Below are 17530 nucleotides of genomic sequence, written 5' to 3'. Positions count from 1 at the left end.
TTCACCCCCGAAAAACACGCTTGAAGGCGCGTTTGAACAGTCCACTGTCAGTGTCCACCTGCTTGCCAACCAACTCCTCGGCCAGCCCACGCAGCGCCTGGGTGATCGCGGAGCGAGGTGCTTGCAGGCCTAATGGCACGCCCGTGTTCTGGCTCTGGTTGATGACGCTGAAGTCATTCGGCAGTTTCACGATATTGGTGCAGCGCAATGCCTCGCCGATGTCCTTGAGGCTGACCGGCGCCGCCTTGTCGTAGCGGTTGACCACCACCTCCAGCTGATTGCCGCGTACGCCCAGGTCATCGCGCAGAATGCGCGCCAGGGAACTGGCGTCGCGCAGGTGGTTGACGCTCTGCTGCACCACGACGTACACCCGGTCGGCCTGCTCCAGCACCGAAGCGGTGATGTGATCGATCTGCCGCGGCAAGTCCGCCACTACCCAGTCATAGTTGGCCCGCGCAAGCTGCAGCAGCGCATCGAGCTGTTCGGCCTGGACATCCTGCGGCAGGCACAGCTCATTGGCGCGGCTGCCAAGCACATGCAAGGACGGGCTGAAATGGCTGCAGAAGCCGCGCAGTGCAACACCATCCATTTCCTTTATCTGCTGCAACACGTCCAGTTGGCTGTGCGACTGCGCCACATCCAGATGATGCGTAACGCTTCCAAACTGCAGGTCCAGGTCAAGCAACAGGGTGTTGCCCTTGAGGCTGAGCTGATGCGCCAGGTTGCAGGCCAGCACCGTGCCGCCGGAGCCCCCCTTGGCATTCATTACCGCGATCAGTTTCCCTGTCGCCGTGCTGTTGGTCTGGGTTTCCATGACCATACGGTTCAAGGCTGCGATAAGCTCCGTGGCAACGATAGGCTCCGGCAGAAAATCGCGCGCACCGGCCTGCATCGCCAGGCGCATGCCTTCCCGATCGTCCAGCAGGCCGCACACCAACAGCGGCGGGCGCTCATGGGCCGGGCGTTGCAACAGGGCCGCCAGTTCCTCACGCCACAGCTGACCAACGCGCAGCAGCAGGAAATCGGGCATCCGGTCCAACCCATAAAGCGGGTCGCAATGCCCATTGCTCACCTGGCGAACATTTACCTCCAGACCAGAAATGCGCTGACAGATTTCTTGCAACTGGCGCAAGGCCAGGGCGTCTGAGCTGCTGATCAACAGACGCATCCCGGGCTTGATGGAGGTAGCGGATACGGAAGATTCCCTAAGATTCAGCATGGCGTGATCTCCGGTACGACATCCGCCTCGGTATGACGCCCGAGGCTCTCGCGAGGTAAGGTCGCCTTGAATACTGGCAAGGTAATGGGCACGCCAAACCCTGGAATAAACAGGCTGAATTGAAAGTTCTGCAGCGTCAGTTGCACATAGCGGACAGCGGCAAACCCGGTAGCGCTCACCAGATCCCCAGGGTTGGCTACCGGCGCACCGTTCTTGTCCAGGTAGCGCAGGGTCAGATCCGAGGTGTCCAGGTTGGACAGCAGGCTGCTGGCGCCACTGTTGCCCGCGCTGTTGAATATCGCCCGGCGCAGTACCACCGGGTCGCTGATGTTACAGACCGCTGCCAGGCGCGCTCCGCGCCGTACGGACTCATTCAACATATTCACGGTGTAGTACAGACGGCCTATTTCCAACACCCCGAACAACAGCGTGAACAGCAATGTGCTGACGATGGCGAACTCCACCACGTACACGCCCTGCATGCTTCTGCGCTTCATCACAGTGCCCTCATCACGGTGGTGGCAACCAATGGGAAGTTCAGCGTCATGCCGTTGCCGATGAACGCCGGAATGCCATTGGCGATCAGCGGGGAAAAGACAGAGGTGATGGTCACCTGAACGTGATCGTTGGTGCCCGCCACCGTAGCCACCTGCACAGTAGTGTTGGCGGGCATCCCGGTCAGGCTGCAGGGCGGCGTAGAGGGTGCACCGTACACCGCCACGTACTTGGTCATGCACTCAAGGTCGGCGCTCACCTCGACCTTGCCCAGGGTCGAGTTCCAGGCCTGGCTGGCGACAAAGCGCGCGGCATCCCGGCTGCCCTGCAGCAAGCTGTTGTACTGGTAGAGCATGCGGCCAAATTCGCCGAAAGCCAGCAAGGCCAGGAGCAACAGTGGCACGGTGATGGTGAACTCGACGATTGCCACCCCTTGCTGACGCTGCGCACGCTTGAGCCGATAAAGTTCCATGACACGCTCCTAGGAGTCGGTGCTCGGTGTGCCACTGCCACTGATAAAGGTCTTGTACAGCTGTATGATCTGCGGGCCGGAATCGTCCTGCGGCGTAGGCCCAGGTACGCCATCACCCTCGCATTGCTTGACGAACTGACCGAAGATCTGCGAATCCCCACCCGAGTTGTCGGCCGGCTGCACTACGTAGAAGCAACCGAAACCGATGACCGGAATCGATGATGCCCCCGAGTTCTTGCCCGAGCAGTCGCCGACCACGATCTTCAGCATCCGCCGCTCGAAAACTCCGTTCGATTGGCACCCGGCACCACCACCTGCGACACATGCGGCTGTCTGCGCGGCATAGTCGTTGTAGTCGAACAGCGGCGTACCGCCAGCAGACAGGTTGCCATTGCTCGAAGTGACAATCTGGCCCTGATGCTCCACTTGGTGAGGCGTCGTTTTGTCGTTGTACTTCATTTCCGGATTGCTGTAGTTCGTCACCAGATCCGGCGGATAGTCCGAACTACTAAGCGAACCGGAGTACTGGCCAAAGCGCGTGTTCAAGCCCTTGACGGATGGGCCGACCGTGTTGCCAGGTTTGGTGGCTACGTTGTCACCGACATTACGGCAAACCGAACCGCCGCCTGCCATCAGGTCGCCAATGGTCTTGCCACCTGAACCAAAATCGAGCAGCTGGAAATTGCCCGGGCCAATTGGGTCGTTGTTCTTGGAGGCTGATTTCAAGACCTCCAGGTCACCGAAGCGATACCCCCAGAACATGCCCGCATCCGGGTTGTACTGAGCCGGGTTGCCACACACCAGTAGCGGCGCAAGATCACAAGGGCTGGTCGGGCTCGGGCCGGCGGTGGCAATTGCCGTCACACTCTTGGTGGCGGGGGCGCCCTCGGTGAATGACTGGGCAAAGTTCCAGAAAAACCCTGCCAGTGAATAATTCGCCACCGAGACCCGTACATAGGTGGCATTGGCCGGCCCCGGATAGGAGAAAGGTCCATAGACATTGTCTGCCATCTCCACCACCGCGAATCCTCCAGGGTTGCCGCCGATTGCCGTCGCCAGTTCCTGGTTGCCGGTCGCACTGGCATTTTTTTGCAGTGTGGAGAGCGCGGCATCGCGCGTGGTACTGGCAGCATTGCCAGTGCCAATCACCTGGCTAAGGGTTTTGGCGCCACTGAGGGCGGCGGCGTCCACAGCATTCTGCAGTCGAGTCTTGTTCAACAACATGTGACCGCCATCGAGCACCAACGCGGCCATCATCAAAATCGCCAACAGGGCGATCACGATGATGATAGTCACTGCCCCCCGCTGTTGGCTTGGCCATGCGGTGAACATCCGTTGAGCTCGAGGAGTCATGGTCATGCCCTCAATCATTACCCAGCTGGATCTGAATCGGCTGACCGACCTGCTGGGCATCGCCGGTCGTCCCCCGATAACTATCCATCACCTTCTCCAGCAACGGCCCATCGGTGCCAGCGGCAGGCAATTCGGTACCAGGGTTGGCAGCTACCTGCTTGTCGGCAATCTGCTGGTAGGTGGTCTGGTAAACGCTGTAGCCCAGCGGGCCAACGCGCCCTTCGTCGTAGGACATGCAACCGGACATTCCGGACAGCAGCGCGCAACACACGATCATGCTTCTCATGCTGGTTCTCTCCGATCAGTTCAGATCATGACCAAAATTGCCACCGCTGACCCCGAGGCTGACGGGCACCGCGCGCCCCGGCTCACTGCCCTTGGTCTTGCCAAGCAGGTAGAAGTCCAGGTCACTGGGTTCGACGAATTTCTCGGTGGGCAGGCGCACCGCCTTGGCATCCACAGGCTTGGCCAGGTGCGGCGTCACCAATATCACCAGTTCGGTTTCACCATTGATGAACGACTGGCTGCGGAACAAGTGCCCGAGTATCGGCAGGTCCCCCAACCCGGGGAAACGGCTGACGAAATCGCGGGTGTTTTCACTGATCAAGCCGGCGATGGCGATGGTCTGGCCATTGCCAAGTTCGACCGTTGACTCGGCGCTGCGCTTGGTCAACGACGGAATGACCTGGGTGACACCATCGCCCAGAATGCTGTTCAGGCCTGTGTCGAGTACCAGCGAGTTGACGTTGGAAAGCTCGCTCACCGAGACATTCAGGTTGAGGTTGATGCGCCCAGAGTCGAGCACCACCGGCAGGAACTTCACGCCGACCCCGAATTCCTTGTATTCGATGGTGATGCCATCATCCTCGGTGATCGGAATCGGGAACTCGCCACCGGAAATGAACTCCGCCTGCTGCCCGGTCAGGGTGGTGAGGGTGGGTTCCGCCAGCACTTTGGCCGAACCGTTGTCCTTGGACGCCTCCAGCACCACGTTGAAGAGGAAATCGTCGGACAGGAACTGGGCGAACAAGCCTTTGCCGCCACCAATCAGCGAACCTGGCGAAAGGATCGACCCGCCACCTGGAGTCAGGCCCAGTCCTTGACCATTGTTGAACCCGCCACCGCTCCAGTTGCCAGATGAGCCAAGGGCATTGAACCGCACGTTGAGGTTCTTGATCAGGCTGCGCTGCATCTCGGCCACTTTCACTTCCAGCATCACCTGCTGGCTGCCACCGACGCTGAGCAGGTTGATCACCTCCAGCGACTGGGCCGGGGCCGCCTCGGCGGCTTCACCTTTGCCTTGCACCACACTCGAGGTCTGCGCGGCATAGGTCTTGGCCACTTTCATCGCCGTGTCCATGGCGCCGGCGCTGCGCACCTGGCCACGCAGCACAAGCGCGCCCTGGGCACTGAACACCTCGATGTTCTCCTCGGGCAACAACTGATGCAGTTTGGTCTTGAGCCCGGTGAGGTCATGCACGACCTCTACATCCATGGTCTCGATCAAGCGGTTGTTGCTATCCCACAGCAGCACGTTAGTAGTGCCCAGGGAGCGGCCGAGCAGGTAGAGCTGGGTCGGGCTGGTGATCAGGATATCGGCGATATCCGGGTTGCCTACCGAGATTTTCCTGACCGGTGTACGAGTGCTGATCGTCCGCGACTTGTAGATGGGTACCTGGACTATGTTGGTGTTGGCCGCCGGCATGGCGCTGTAGCCCGATCCCGGTTCTGCCGCCTGCGTCACACCGACGAACAGCAGCTGCGTACCCAGCCCGCACAACAGGTACATCCCTAATCTCTGCAAAGTATTCATGCACAACTCCTTGCGAGGTGTTCTTGTTCCTGCCGAAAGTTTGCCATTCGGACGCCAGCCGCCTTAAAACCTTGCTTTCGCTACTTCAATTTCAGTTCCGCGGATAATGGTGACCGCGCCAACTCCACCATTGCCTTTTGCCACCGGCTTCGGTTGGGGTTTGGCTACCGGCGGCGCAGCCTGGACCGGCGCGGCAGCGGCAACGGCTTGCGGTTGCTTCTGGGCATCCAGCGGGTTACGCAGGGCCAGTTGCAACTTCCCTTCTGATTGCGCCTTGACCAGGACCTCGGCCTCTTTGGCCGACATCTCCAGGGTTACGGCACGCACCACCACCGGTTGGGTCTTGTCCGTCCCCGCCGTCTGGTCCACGGCCAGTACGCGCAGATCCTGGAGGATGGTCCTGGACTCCGAGTCATTACTGCTACCGTCGCTGCGCTTGGTCGCCAGTACATCTACCCGGTTGCCCGGCAACAGGAACCCGCCCACCCCGACCACGTCATCCACACGCACTGAAATTGCTCGTTTGTCAGGGGCAATCAACGAAGCCAGGGTACTGCCACCGAGGTGCTCAGCCACGCGTGCGCTACGCAGCACATCGCCACGCAACAGAGCAAAAGTGGCAATCTTGCCAACCACTTTTTCATTGCTGTCGAAGGCATCGTCAGGCACAGCATCCTTGGGCATACGCACGATGGCGACTTGCTGCGCCTCGATCATCTGCCCGAATGGGATTTCCACCGTGGCGACCACTACGTTCTTCATATTGTCGTCCGGGGCGGCGTTGAGCCGACCATTGAGCCAGTTATTGGCCATCAAGGCGGCGCCAAGCCCCAAGGTCAGAGAAACGGCAACCAGGATCAGCGTACGGGCACTCATGTCTGCATCTCCTTATCCAAGGAAGTCGATCTGCACGAAGTAGCTATGCCAGGCCCATTCCAGTTCCTGCGGCGACAGCGGCCCCTCGCCGCCCAGGTAACGTTGGCGGTCGACCGCCATGTTCAGCAGGTCGCGAGGGTGGCAAGGCACCAGCGGTACGCCTTCGACCTCGTATAGTTCCTGTAGCGCATAGCGCAAAAGCGACGGGTCATAAGCCAGGCCCAGGCGCTCGCATTCCTGGCGCCAGATGCGTTCGTACTCATCGACCTTGAGGTAGCTGAACTGCAGCTTGTAACCGATACGTCGCAAGAAGGCTTCGTCGGCCAATTCGAGCGGGTTGAGGTTGGTGGAGAACACCAGCACCAGATCGAACGGCAGCTCGCAATGGCGTCCGCCACCCAGGTTGAGGAAGTCGCGCTTCTCTTCCATCGGCACGATCCAGCGGTTGAGCAATTCGGCCGGGGCCATGCGCTGGCGCCCCATATCGTCGATGATGAACAGGCCATTGCTGGCCTTGAGTTGCAAGGAGGCCTGGTACTGACGGGTACTGGGGTCAAAGCGGACGTCCAGTTGCTCCATGCCCAACTCACCGCCAGTGATCACAACCGGGCGTTTGCAGCGCACCAGCCGGCGATCGATTCCTTCGTTGAGCAACAGGCTGGTAGATTGGCTTTCTTCCTCCAGGCGCTGATGTACCTGGGGGTCGTATACCTCGATAACCGACTCGTTGATCTCGATGGCATGGGGTACCCAGATGGCTTCAGCGAACAGGCGGATCAGGCGGCTGCTGACATAGGTCTTGCCGGTGCCTGCTGGGCCGTAAATCATGATGGCGCGCCCGGAGTTCAACGCTACGCCCAGTTGATCGAGCATGCTCTCCGAGAGCACTACGCCAGCGAACGCCGCATGCATGTCCTGTGTACTGATGCGGCCATGGTGGATGGTCTGCAGCTTGAGGAGGTCACGGTAGGCACCTACCGGAAAGGGCGCCGCGCCGATGTAGCCGCTGCGCGCCAGTGCATCACGGGCGGTACCGCGGCCGCGGTCGGTCAGGCCGTAACGCAGCACCTGCCCCCCCGTTTGCACACCGACCTGGCCCAGTACTTCAACGCGACCATCCTTGCGTAAAAAGGCCAGCACTTCCTCTACCACTGCCCCGGTCAGCGCCAGGCGCTCAACCAGCCGCGACAGGTCCAGCGTACCGGCGTCGTGCAGGTGCTTGCACAGCAAATCACCAAGTAAGCTTTCAGTCAGTCCAGTCTCACGGACAGTCCGCGGCTGTGGTGCAAGGCGCTGTACCGTTTCCCGATCATTGAAGTAAGCACTGCTGTCGCTGATCGCATACATGGCTAGCCTCCTGGGCTACCGACCGATATAAAGCCAATAGCCACTGGCCAGGGTTCCGAGCAAGATTGCCACGGAGTAAGGGAACGGCTTGCCGGCTACTTCATTTGCCGCCGGTGCCAAGTAAGCTCGTGCACTTGCTATCAGCCAATAGCGCGCCAAGGTTTGCTTTAGTTGGCCGCGAAACAGGACAATCAGCACACCGCACAGCGCACCGGCCATCAAGCTGAAGAAAACAGCCCACAACGCGCTGAATGGGGTCAGGAAACTACCGACCATGGCCATTAACTTGACATCGCCGGCAGCCATCCCGCCCAAAGCGTACATGGGCAACAAAACCGCAAAGCCGATCAGGGTGGCCATTGCCGCATTACCAAGCCCGTCGACCCCGCTTGCATAGGCCTGGCCCATCAGGCCCAAAGCCAGTCCAACAACAATCAGTAGATTGGGAATGCGGTGGAAACGAAGGTCGCTCACCACCGCAATACCGAGCAGCACTAGCAACATGATTGAAGTAGACATCTGCTCTATGGACATCGCCCCCTCCCCCAATTACGTCAGCTGCGTCAGGCTTGTTAGCAGGCGTTACCGGCCATGCAAGTCGACAACCTGCCGAGAGCAGTGGTTATGGCGCCCGCCAAAGTATCGAACGAGGCGGCAACAGCCAGAGTTACCAGGCCACCTGCCACGGCATATTCCACGATGGTCAGACCATCCTCATCTTTGACGAACTTCATAACCGAAGCCTTGATTGTTTGCAGAGTCATTTCGCTCACCTCGCTAAGGACATTTTTTTCTTCCTAGGCAGTGGCGTGTGCACTACCTGTTGGGAATCCTAGTCAGGGGGGGACCGGAGTCGTTAGGAGATTTTTGCGAATCGCTAGGACTTTTTTGCGGCCATTGGCCAGCATCGAAAAGACAGGCAAGGCCGCCAGGAAAACAGGCCGTAAACCCGAATATGAAAAGCACTTTGGTACGCATTTGCGGCAGGTTCAGGGAAACGTTCTGGCACGCTTGTTCAAAGCCGACAAGCGGTCGTCGTGAGCAAAGGCCAGACCCTATTCGGAAACTGTCTAACATCAGGGTTTTACAAAAACCCTAGAACGTCTTAAGCGAAAACGATCTAACGTAATAACCAAATTGCTCGGCGACTTAATAGTGTTTTGACAATACTGCTGCTCGTAGGGAAACTCCCCAGCATAAGGTTAAGTCACGATGTCTAACCCGGGCACAAAGCCGCTGTTGTTGTGGTTCGATCTGACACGCGATCATTCCACCGAAGCGCTGATGGCGCAGTTCAGCCATGTCTGCGATTGCAAACTGGCGAAAGCCGTCGCGCAATCCGAACGCCAGCAGGCAGACATGATCTGCATGCATTTCGATCGCCCCGACACCCTCAACCTCAACCTGCTGCTGGAAGTGAAGCGCAACTCACCGTCAATCCCGGTCACCATGTTCACCGTGCAGCACTCCGAAGAGTTGGCCGTCTGGGCCATGCGTTCGCGGGTCTGGGAGTATCTGGTATTGCCGCTGACAAGCGGTGAGAAAAGCCGCTACATCGATGTCCTCAAGCAGCTTTGCGACATCCGCCGCGCCAGTAAGAGCTCAGGCAATGCGCAGCGCATCGATCACCTTCCCTCCTTGCCGGACAGCATTCGCCTGACCGGCGAACACCACAAGCACCAGGCGCTCAGCAAGGTGATGCCGTACATCGACCAGCACTTTCGCGAATGCGTCGATCAAAAGGACCTCGCGCAGCGCTGCGGCATGACCACGGCCCGTTTCAGCCGCCTGTTCAAAGAGGTCAACGGCGTCGGGTTTCTGGACTACATCCTGAGCAAGCGCATGAACCTGGCCATGGACCTGCTCGTCAACAGCCAGATGCCAATTACCAGCATCGGTTACGAGGCCGGCTTCAAGGACCCGTCCTACTTCGCCCGCACCTTCAAGCAGGTCAGCAATTGCACGCCCAGCGAATACCGCCAGGCCCGCCAGCTCGGAGCGTCGACCAGCGAAACCGAGCCCCTGAAAGGTACGAATGCGCCACTGCTGGATAACGAGTTACCGAGTGCGGCGCTTCACAAGAGCCGTTGAAGAATCACACGGCAGGCAGCAACCCATCCGCCCGCAACAAGGTTTCCAGGCAATGCTCCTGCACCCCATAGAACGCCTTGAGCTGCCCGATCTTTTCCAGCAACGCCCCGTTGTCCCCTGCCTGGCGCCGCTTCACCGCAAGAATCATCTTGTTCTTGTTGGTGTGCTCCAGCGAGATGAACTCGAACACCTTGGTCTCATACCCGCAGGCTTCCAGGTACAGCGCGCGCAGGCTGTCGGTCAGCATCTCGGCCTGCTGGCCCAGGTGCAGGCCGTACTGCAGCATCGGTTGCAACAACCCCGGGCTGTGCAGTTGCGGGCGGATCTGCTTGTGGCAGCACGGCGAACACATGATGATCGCGGCGTTGCAGCGGATGCCGGTGTGGATGGCATAGTCGGTGGCGATGTCGCAGGCATGCAGGGCGATCATCACTTCGATGGCCTCGGGCACCACGCTGCGCACATCGCCACACTGGAATTCCAGGCCTGGGTGCTCCAGGCGCAAGGCGGCGGCGTTGCACAGGTCGACCATGTCCTGGCGCAGCTCGACGCCGGTTACCTGTGCGTCGCGGCCCAGGCTGTTGCGCAGGTAGTCGTGCATGGCAAAGGTCAGGTAGCCCTTGCCAGAGCCGAAATCGGCCACCCGCAGCGCCTGCTCCGCAGGCACCGGGGCACTGGCCAGGGCATGGTCGAAGACTTCGATGAACTTGTTGATCTGCTTCCACTTGCGCGACATGGACGGGATCAGCGCGCCTTGTGCGTCAGTCACGCCCAGGTCACGCAGGAACGGCCGTGACAGCTCCAGATAACGCTTCTTCTCGCGGTCATGGCCGCTGCTGCTGGCAGCTTCGCGCGGTGCCTGTGCGCCGTGGCGCTGGAGCATGGGCTTGCCCTTCTTGCTGAAGGTCAACTGCACTTCACCGTCGGCGTCGAACAGGTGGGCGTTGCGGAAGCTGTCCGGCAGCAGCTCGCCGACCAGCGCCTGGGCCTGGTCCAGCGCCAGGTTGCGGGTGATATCGCGGGTCTGGTGGCGGTAGACCATCGACAGGCACGGCTGGCCCTTGACCAGCAGCGGCTTGGCGATGATCCGTTGCAAGGTCTGGTCGGCACCCACATGGCGCGCCAAAACCAGTTTGACCAGGGTATTGCCATGCAGGGCGGCGTTCAGCAGGTCGAGAAACTGGGTGCGCGCATCCGGCGCGGATGGGGCAGAAGAACTGGCGGACATGGAGAAACGGTGCCTCGGATAGCGGGGAGCGCATGGCGCAATGCACGCATTCTACAGGGTGGCTAACTTCCTGTGGGAGATCGCCCAGTCCTTTGGGCTGCGCTGTCGCGTAGAGAACTGAATTCGCAAGCGCTACGCGTACCCTGTGGGAGCGGCTTTAGCCGCGAAGAATCCAACGCGGTGCCTGGCACCGGCTAAAGCCGCTCCCACAGAGTCCCTGCTGATTCAATGAGTTATGTGCAGTTCCATAGGAGCGGGCGCGTCAAGCCATCGAGGTTCGGCTCAATCGAGAATCACCAGCCGGTTGGGCAACTCGTTACGCGCATGGGTAGGCGGCACATGCTCGCTGAGCAGTTCGCCGCACGCCTCGATGCACTCGACAAACCCCTGCAAGGTGCGGCCCTGGCGTACCTGTTCGGCAAGGCGGGCGACGATGGCCGCGCGGGCGGTGGCATCCAGATGGTGCTCGATACCACGGTCGACCAGGATCTCCACATGCCGCTCCGCCTCGCTGACGAAGATCAGTACGCCCGTGGCACCAGCAGTGCGCTGCAGGTTCTGTTCGCGAAACTGCTGGCGGGCCAGGCGCGAGGCGCGCCAGCGGCGCAGGGCCCGGGGGATCAGCCAGCCGGCCAGGCGCGGGCTGCGCAGCAGCAGGCACAAGCCGACAAACAGGAGCACATTGGCTACCAGCAAGCCACGCACGCTGGGCCAACCCAGCAGCCAGTGCAACAGGCCCGGCACGGCCAGCGCCAGCACGGCGGCCCAGAACAAAGGCCAGTAGGCATAGTCGTCGGCCCGGCGGGCCAGCACCGTCACCAGTTCGGCATCGGTGCGCCGTTCGGCACGGGCAATGGCTTCGGCGATCTGGCGCTGATGGTATTCGTCGAGGGGTGTCATGCCGTCGGTCTCTTGAGCGTTCTTATAGTTGTTGTCCCGGCACTCGGGGCTTCGTCCGCAGGCGACATATTCAGGCATAATCCGCCGCTGGAAGAAATGCCTGCAAATCGTACAACAATAGCCGCCTGAAAACTCCGGCCGCGCGCGTATCACCGTGGATACGGCAGAGGCCCCACAACGGAATTGATGATGAAACTGTCTTTGCTGGGCCTGGCCATGGGCCTTGCCAGTCAGGCGGCCCTCGCCGCCCCCTCCGCCCCGCCCCTGCAGGACAAGCAGGCGTTCATCGAACATCTGATCAGCCAGATGACCGAAGCCGAGAAAATCGGCCAGCTGCGCCTGATCAGCATCGGCCCGGAAATGCCCCGCGACAAGATTCGCGAGGAAATTGCCGCCGGCCGCATCGGTGGCACCTTCAACTCGCGTACCGCGCCCGAGAACCGGCCGATGCAGGACGCGGCCATGCGCAGCCGCCTGAAGATCCCCATGTTCTTCGCCTACGATACCGTCCACGGCGAACGCACCATTTTCCCGATCGGCCTGGGCATGGCCGCGACCTGGGACATGGACGCCGTCGCCAAGGTCGGCCGCACCGCCGCCATCGAAGCCGCGGCCGACGCCCTGGACATGACCTTCGCACCGATGGTCGACATCGCCCGCGACCCGCGCTGGGGCCGTACCAGTGAAGGCTTCGGCGAAGACACCTACCTGACCTCGAAGATCGGTCAGGTGATGGTCCGCTCGTTCCAGGGCAGCAGCCCGGCCAACCCTGACAGCATCATGGCCATCGTCAAGCACTTCGCCCTGTATGGCGCGGTGGAAGGCGGGCGCGACTACAACACGGTCGATATGAGCCTGCCGAAAATGTACAACGACTACCTGCCGCCCTACCGCGCCGCGCTTGACGCTGGTGCCGGCGGGGTGATGGTGGCGCTGAACTCGATCAACGGCGTGCCGGCCACTTCCAACACCTGGCTGATGAACGACCTGCTGCGCAAGGAGTGGGGCTTCAAGGGCGTGACCATCAGCGACCACGGTGCCATTCAGGAGCTGATCCGCCATGGCGTCGCCCGCGATGGCCGCGAAGCCGCCAAGCTGGCGATCAAGGCCGGCATCGACATGAGCATGAACGACACCCTGTATGGCGAAGAGCTGCCAGGCCTGCTGAAATCCGGCGAAGTGACCCAGGGCGAGCTGGACCAGGCGGTACGCGAAGTGCTGGGTGCCAAGTACGACATGGGCCTGTTCAAGGACCCGTACGTGCGCATCGGCAAGGCCGAAACCGACCTGAAGGACTACTACGGCAACGACCGCCTGCACCGCGACGCCGCGCGTGACGTGGCGCGCCGCAGCCTGGTGCTGCTGGAAAACCGCAACCAGACCCTGCCGCTGAAAAAGGCCGGCACCATCGCCCTGGTCGGCCCGCTGGCCGATGCCCCGATCGACATGATGGGCAGCTGGGCTGCCGACGGCAAACCAGCGCATTCGGTGACCGTGCGCGAAGGCCTGCGCCGCGCCGTGGAGGGCAAGGCAAAGCTGGTCTACGCCAAAGGTTCCAACGTCACCGGCGACAAGGCGATGTTCGATTACCTGAACTTCCTCAACTTCGATGCCCCGGAAATCGTCGACGACCCGCGCCCGCCTGCGGTGCTGATCGACGAGGCGGTGAAGGCGGCGAAGCAGTCCGATGTGGTGGTTGCAGTGGTCGGCGAATCCCGCGGCATGTCTCATGAGTCGTCGAGCCGTACCACCCTGGAAATCCCGGCCAGCCAGCGGGAGCTGATCAAGGCGCTGAAGGCCACCGGCAAGCCGCTGGTGCTGGTGCTGATGAACGGCCGCCCACTGTCGATTGCCTGGGAGCGCGAGCAGGCCGACGCCATCCTCGAAACCTGGTTCGCCGGTACCGAAGGCGGCAACGCGATCGCCGATGTGCTGTTCGGCGATTACAACCCGTCCGGCAAGCTGGCCATCACCTTCCCGCGCTCGGTCGGGCAGATCCCGATGTACTACAACCACACTCGTATTGGCCGGCCCTTCACGCCGGGCAAGCCGGGCAACTACACCTCGCAGTACTTCGAGGAACCCAATGGCCCGCTGTACCCGTTCGGCTATGGCCTGAGCTACAGCAGCTTCGAGCTGTCGGGGCTGAAGCTGTCGAACAAGGACCTCAAGCGTGGCGACACGCTGGAAGCCAAGGTGACGGTGAAGAACACCGGCAAGGTGGCAGGCGAGACCGTGGTGCAGTTGTACCTGCAGGATGTATCGGCATCGATGAGCCGCCCGGTGAAAGAATTGAAGAACTTCCAGAAGCTGATGCTCAAGCCTGGCGAGTCGCGCACGTTGAGCTTCCGCATCAGTGAAGAAGACCTGAAGTTCTACAATGGCCAGCTGCAGCGGGTTGCCGAGCCAGGGGAATTCAATGTCCAGGTCGGGCTGGATTCCCAGGCGGTGCAGCAGCAGAGCTTTGAATTGCTGTAACTGACACGTCGCCTGTACCGGCCCTTTCGCGGGTAAACCCGCTCCCACAGGTACCCCGCAAGCAGATGACCTGCGCGATACCTGTGGGAGCGGGTTCACCCGCGAAGAGGCCGGCCCCGATATCCAATCATTCGGATCCGCCCCATGCCCTTTTCCTTTCGCGCCCTGCGTCTGGGGCTGATCACCCTGCTGATCGTGCTGGGCACGGCCCTCAGCGCCGGTTGGGCCATGCACCAGGCCAAGCGCCAGGCCATGGAAGCCGACGTCCAGCGTGCCAGCCAGCAGTTGGGCCTGTATGCCAATGCCCTGCACACACTGATCGATCGCTACCGCGCCCTGCCCGCCGTGCTGGCGCTGGACCCGGAACTGATCGCCGCCCTGCGTGGCCCGGTCAGCGAACCGGTGCAGGACGCCCTGAACCGCAAGCTCGAACGCATCAACGGCGCCGCCAATTCCTCCACCCTCGAACTGCTCGACCGCACCGGCCTGGCCATCGCCGCCAGCAACTGGCGGCTGCCCAGCAGCTACGTGGGCTCCAACTATGGTTTTCGCCCCTATTTCAAGCAAACCCGCAGCCAGGGCAGTGGCCGCTTCTACGCAGTAGGTGTGACCAGTGGCGTGCCGGGCTACTTCCTCGCCAGCGCGGTGGACGACGAGCAGGGCCGCTTCCTCGGCGCCATGGTGGTGAAGCTGGAGTTCCCCGAACTGGAGCGCGAGTGGCGCCAGGGCAGCGACATCCTGCTGGTCAGCGATGCCCGTGGCATCACCTTCATCGCCAATCAGGACGGCTGGCGCTACCGCGAGCTGCAGCCACTCACGGGGGCCGACCGTGCCGAGCTGGCCGAAACCCGTCAGTACGACAAGCAACCGCTGGTGCCGCTGCAGCACCAGGTGCTGACCCGTTTTGCCGCCAACAGTACCCTCAGCCGCGTGCAAGGCCCGGAGGGTAGCGCCGACTACCTGTGGGAAAGCCTGCCGCTGGAAGGTGAAAACTGGACCTTGCATCTGCTGCGCAAGCCGCAGGTGGCCGCCGACGGTCGCAATGCCGCCCTCGGTGCCGCTGCCGTGTGGCTGAGCCTGGTGTTCGCTGCCCTGTTCGTCAGCCAGCGCCTGCGCCTGGCCCGCCTGCGCCAGCGCAGCCGGGAGGAGCTCAAGCGTCAGGTCGAGGAGCGCACCCGTGAACTGCGCACCGCCCAGGAGGGGCTGGTGCAATCGGCCAAGCTGGCCGCACTGGGGCAGATGTCGGCAGCCATGGCCCATGAAATAAACCAGCCGCTGACCACCCAGCGCATGCAGCTGGAAACCCTGCGCCTGCTGCTCGACCATGGCCGATATGACGAAGCGCGCCAGGCACTGGACCCGCTGGAGCAGATGCTCACACGCATGGCAGCACTCACCAGCCACCTGAAAACCTTCGCCCGCAACAGCCCGGTCGGCCTGCGCGAGCGCCTCGACCTGGCAACCGTGGTCGACCAGGCCCTGCACCTGCTGGAAGCGCGCATTCGCAGCGAAGAAGTGGAGGTGGCACTGTACCTGGCGCGCCCGGCCTGGGTGCGCGGCGATGCCATCCGCCTGGAGCAGGTGCTGATCAACCTGCTGCGCAATGCCCTCGACGCCATGGCCGACAAGCGCTACAAACGCCTGGAGATCCGCATCGAGCCCGATGACGAGCTGTGGCGCCTGAGCGTGCTGGATTCGGGTGGCGGCATTGCCGAAGCCGACCTGGCCAAGGTCTTCGACCCGTTCTTCACCACCAAGCCGGTGGGCGAAGGCCTGGGGCTGGGGCTGGCCATTTCCTACGGCATCGTCCACGAGGCCGGTGGCCAGCTGCAGGCCGAAAACCTGCCTGGCGGTGCGCGCCTGAGCCTTACCCTGCCCCGTGACCTGGAGCCCGTATGTTGAATTCAGTGATCGTCGTCGATGATGAAGCCAGTATCCGCACCGCGGTGGAGCAATGGCTGAGCCTGTCCGGCTTCAGCGTGCAATTGTTCGCCCGCGCCGAAGAATGCCTGGCACACCTGCCGCGGCACTTTCCCGGGGTGATCATCAGCGATGTACGCATGCCGGGCATGGATGGCCTGCAATTGCTCGAACGCCTGCAGGCGGACGACCCCGACTTGCCGGTAATCCTGCTGACCGGCCACGGTGATGTGCCCATGGCAGTGGAAGCCATGCGCAGCGGGGCCTACGACTTCCTTGAAAAACCCTTCACCCCTCAGCACCTGCTGGGCAGCCTGCGACGGGCCCTGGAAAAGCGCCAGCTGGTCCTGGAAAACCGCCGGCTGCACGAGCAGGCCGACCTCAAGTCACGCCTTGAATGCACGCTGCTGGGCATGTCCCAGGGCCTACAACAGCTGCGTCGGCAAGTACTGGACCTGGCCGGCCTTCCGGTCAATGTGCTGATCCGCGGCGAAACCGGCAGTGGCAAGGAGCGCGTGGCCCGCTGCCTGCACGACTTCGGCCCGCGCGCCGGCAAGCCGTTCGTCGCCCTCAACTGTGCAGCCATCCCCGAGTCGCTGTTCGAGGCGGAGCTGTTCGGCCATGAAAGCGGCGCCTTTACCGGTGCCCAGGGCAAGCGCATCGGCAAGCTGGAGTACGCCAACGGTGGCACGGTGTTCCTCGACGAAATCGAAAGCATGCCCCTGGCCCAACAGGCCAAGCTGCTGCGGGTGATCCAGGAACAGAAGCTGGAGCGCCTGGGGGCCAACCAGAGCATCAGCGTCGACCTGCGCATCATTGCCGCGACCAAGCCCGACCTGCTCGAAGAAGCCCGCGCCGGGCGCTTCCGCGAAGACCTTGCCTATCGCCTGAACGTGGCCGAGCTGCGCCTGGCGCCATTGCGTGAACGGCGTGAGGACATTCCACTGCTGTTCGAGCACTTTACCCGTGCCGCCGGCGAAAAGCTTGGCCGCGCAGCCCCGCCACTGTCGGGCGCGCAACTGGCGCAGTTGCTGTCGCATGACTGGCCGGGCAACGTGCGCGAACTGGCCAACGCGGCGGAACGGCATGCATTGGGGCTGGGCTCGCCGAACATCGAGGTGGCGCCTGCCGGGCAGTCGTTGAGCGAGCAGATGGAAGCGTTCGAGGCGCAATGCCTGCGCGCGGCGCTGCGCCAGCATGGGGGCGCTATCAATGCAGTGATGGAAGCGTTGCAGCTGCCGCGGCGCACGCTGAACGAGAAGATGCAGCGGCATGGGTTGGTGCGCGAGGATTTTACAGGGCGCGAATAAGCGGAAATCCGCCTATAGCACTCAACCA

The 17530-nt window shown here is 61.9% G+C and carries 16 protein-coding genes; 4 read left to right on the top strand and 12 right to left on the bottom strand.

The annotated features are described in order from the left end of the window. Position 1: 1 nt before the first annotated feature. From J5M58_RS04805 to J5M58_RS04760, 10 genes are all read right to left on the bottom strand, one after another. The gene (locus tag J5M58_RS04805) at positions 2-1219 is read right to left on the bottom strand and encodes an AAA family ATPase (RefSeq protein ID WP_112250491.1); all 1218 of its coding nucleotides are present in this window, start codon (positions 1217-1219) and stop codon (positions 2-4) included. After that, positions 1213-1716 (bottom strand): TadE/TadG family type IV pilus assembly protein, encoded by a 504-nt coding sequence (locus tag J5M58_RS04800; protein ID WP_112250489.1) that lies wholly within the window; start codon positions 1714-1716, stop codon positions 1213-1215. The genes J5M58_RS04805 and J5M58_RS04800 overlap by 7 nt, the downstream gene beginning before the upstream one ends. Continuing rightward, positions 1716-2186, bottom strand: a complete 471-nt coding sequence (locus J5M58_RS04795) for a TadE family protein (protein WP_112250487.1) — start codon at positions 2184-2186, stop codon at positions 1716-1718. Before J5M58_RS04795 ends, J5M58_RS04800 begins: the two co-directional genes overlap by 1 nt. Positions 2187-2195: 9 nt before the next feature. Further along, entirely contained in the window at positions 2196-3539 is a 1344-nt protein-coding gene (locus tag J5M58_RS04790) for a pilus assembly protein TadG-related protein (protein WP_207877389.1), read from the bottom strand. Positions 3540-3549: 10 nt separating this feature from the next. After that, positions 3550-3825, bottom strand: coding sequence for a hypothetical protein (locus J5M58_RS04785; protein ID WP_112250484.1), 276 nt, complete (start codon positions 3823-3825; stop codon positions 3550-3552). A 15-nt stretch (positions 3826-3840) separates the two neighbouring features. Continuing rightward, positions 3841-5328 (bottom strand): type II and III secretion system protein family protein, encoded by a 1488-nt coding sequence (locus J5M58_RS04780; RefSeq protein ID WP_112250482.1) that lies wholly within the window; start codon positions 5326-5328, stop codon positions 3841-3843. A gap of 87 nt (positions 5329-5415) precedes the next feature. After that, positions 5416-6228 carry a Flp pilus assembly protein CpaB gene (gene cpaB / locus J5M58_RS04775; protein ID WP_112250480.1) on the bottom strand — a complete coding sequence of 271 codons (813 nt, stop codon included), beginning with the start codon at positions 6226-6228 and terminating at the stop codon, positions 5416-5418. Between the two features lie 12 nt (positions 6229-6240). Next, positions 6241-7575 carry an AAA family ATPase gene (locus tag J5M58_RS04770; protein ID WP_112250478.1) on the bottom strand — a complete coding sequence of 445 codons (1335 nt, stop codon included), beginning with the start codon at positions 7573-7575 and terminating at the stop codon, positions 6241-6243. Positions 7576-7590: 15 nt separating this feature from the next. After that, positions 7591-8109: a prepilin peptidase gene (locus J5M58_RS04765; RefSeq protein ID WP_112250476.1), complete on the bottom strand. Its 519-nt coding sequence runs from the start codon at positions 8107-8109 to the stop codon at positions 7591-7593. A gap of 38 nt (positions 8110-8147) precedes the next feature. Next, a complete protein-coding gene (locus J5M58_RS04760; RefSeq protein ID WP_015271628.1) occupies positions 8148-8339 on the bottom strand; it encodes a Flp family type IVb pilin in 192 nt (63 codons plus the stop codon). Positions 8340-8787: 448 nt separating this feature from the next. On the opposite strand from J5M58_RS04760, the gene J5M58_RS04755 reads away from it, so the two are divergent. Continuing rightward, entirely contained in the window at positions 8788-9666 is an 879-nt protein-coding gene (locus tag J5M58_RS04755) for a DNA-binding response regulator (protein WP_112250475.1), read from the top strand. A gap of 4 nt (positions 9667-9670) precedes the next feature. Here the strand turns inward: J5M58_RS04755 and J5M58_RS04750 are convergent, their stop codons facing one another. Both J5M58_RS04750 and J5M58_RS04745 read right to left on the bottom strand, forming a co-directional pair. Continuing rightward, complete coding sequence (locus J5M58_RS04750) at positions 9671-10894, bottom strand: SAM-dependent methyltransferase (protein WP_112250474.1); 1224 nt, start codon at positions 10892-10894, stop codon at positions 9671-9673. Between the two features lie 282 nt (positions 10895-11176). After that, positions 11177-11794: a TPM domain-containing protein gene (locus J5M58_RS04745; RefSeq protein ID WP_207877334.1), complete on the bottom strand. Its 618-nt coding sequence runs from the start codon at positions 11792-11794 to the stop codon at positions 11177-11179. Between the two features lie 186 nt (positions 11795-11980). Here J5M58_RS04745 and bglX point away from each other — a divergent pair, with 186 nt between their 5' ends. The 3 genes from bglX to J5M58_RS04730 all read left to right on the top strand — a co-directional run bounded on the left by bglX (position 11981) and on the right by J5M58_RS04730 (position 17502). Further along, complete coding sequence (gene bglX / locus J5M58_RS04740) at positions 11981-14272, top strand: beta-glucosidase BglX (RefSeq protein WP_207877332.1); 2292 nt, start codon at positions 11981-11983, stop codon at positions 14270-14272. Positions 14273-14416: 144 nt separating this feature from the next. Further along, a complete protein-coding gene (locus J5M58_RS04735; protein ID WP_207877330.1) occupies positions 14417-16174 on the top strand; it encodes an ATP-binding protein in 1758 nt (585 codons plus the stop codon). After that, complete coding sequence (locus J5M58_RS04730) at positions 16168-17502, top strand: sigma-54 dependent transcriptional regulator (protein ID WP_207877328.1); 1335 nt, start codon at positions 16168-16170, stop codon at positions 17500-17502. The genes J5M58_RS04735 and J5M58_RS04730 overlap by 7 nt, the downstream gene beginning before the upstream one ends. Positions 17503-17530 lie beyond the last annotated feature (28 nt).

The organism is Pseudomonas sp. 32_A (assembly GCF_017490905.1).
GTDB classification, from domain to species: domain Bacteria; phylum Pseudomonadota; class Gammaproteobacteria; order Pseudomonadales; family Pseudomonadaceae; genus Aquipseudomonas; species Aquipseudomonas inefficax.
The sequence above is the reverse complement of the archived record's forward strand: the minus strand, read 5'-3'. Positions and strand labels throughout refer to the sequence as shown.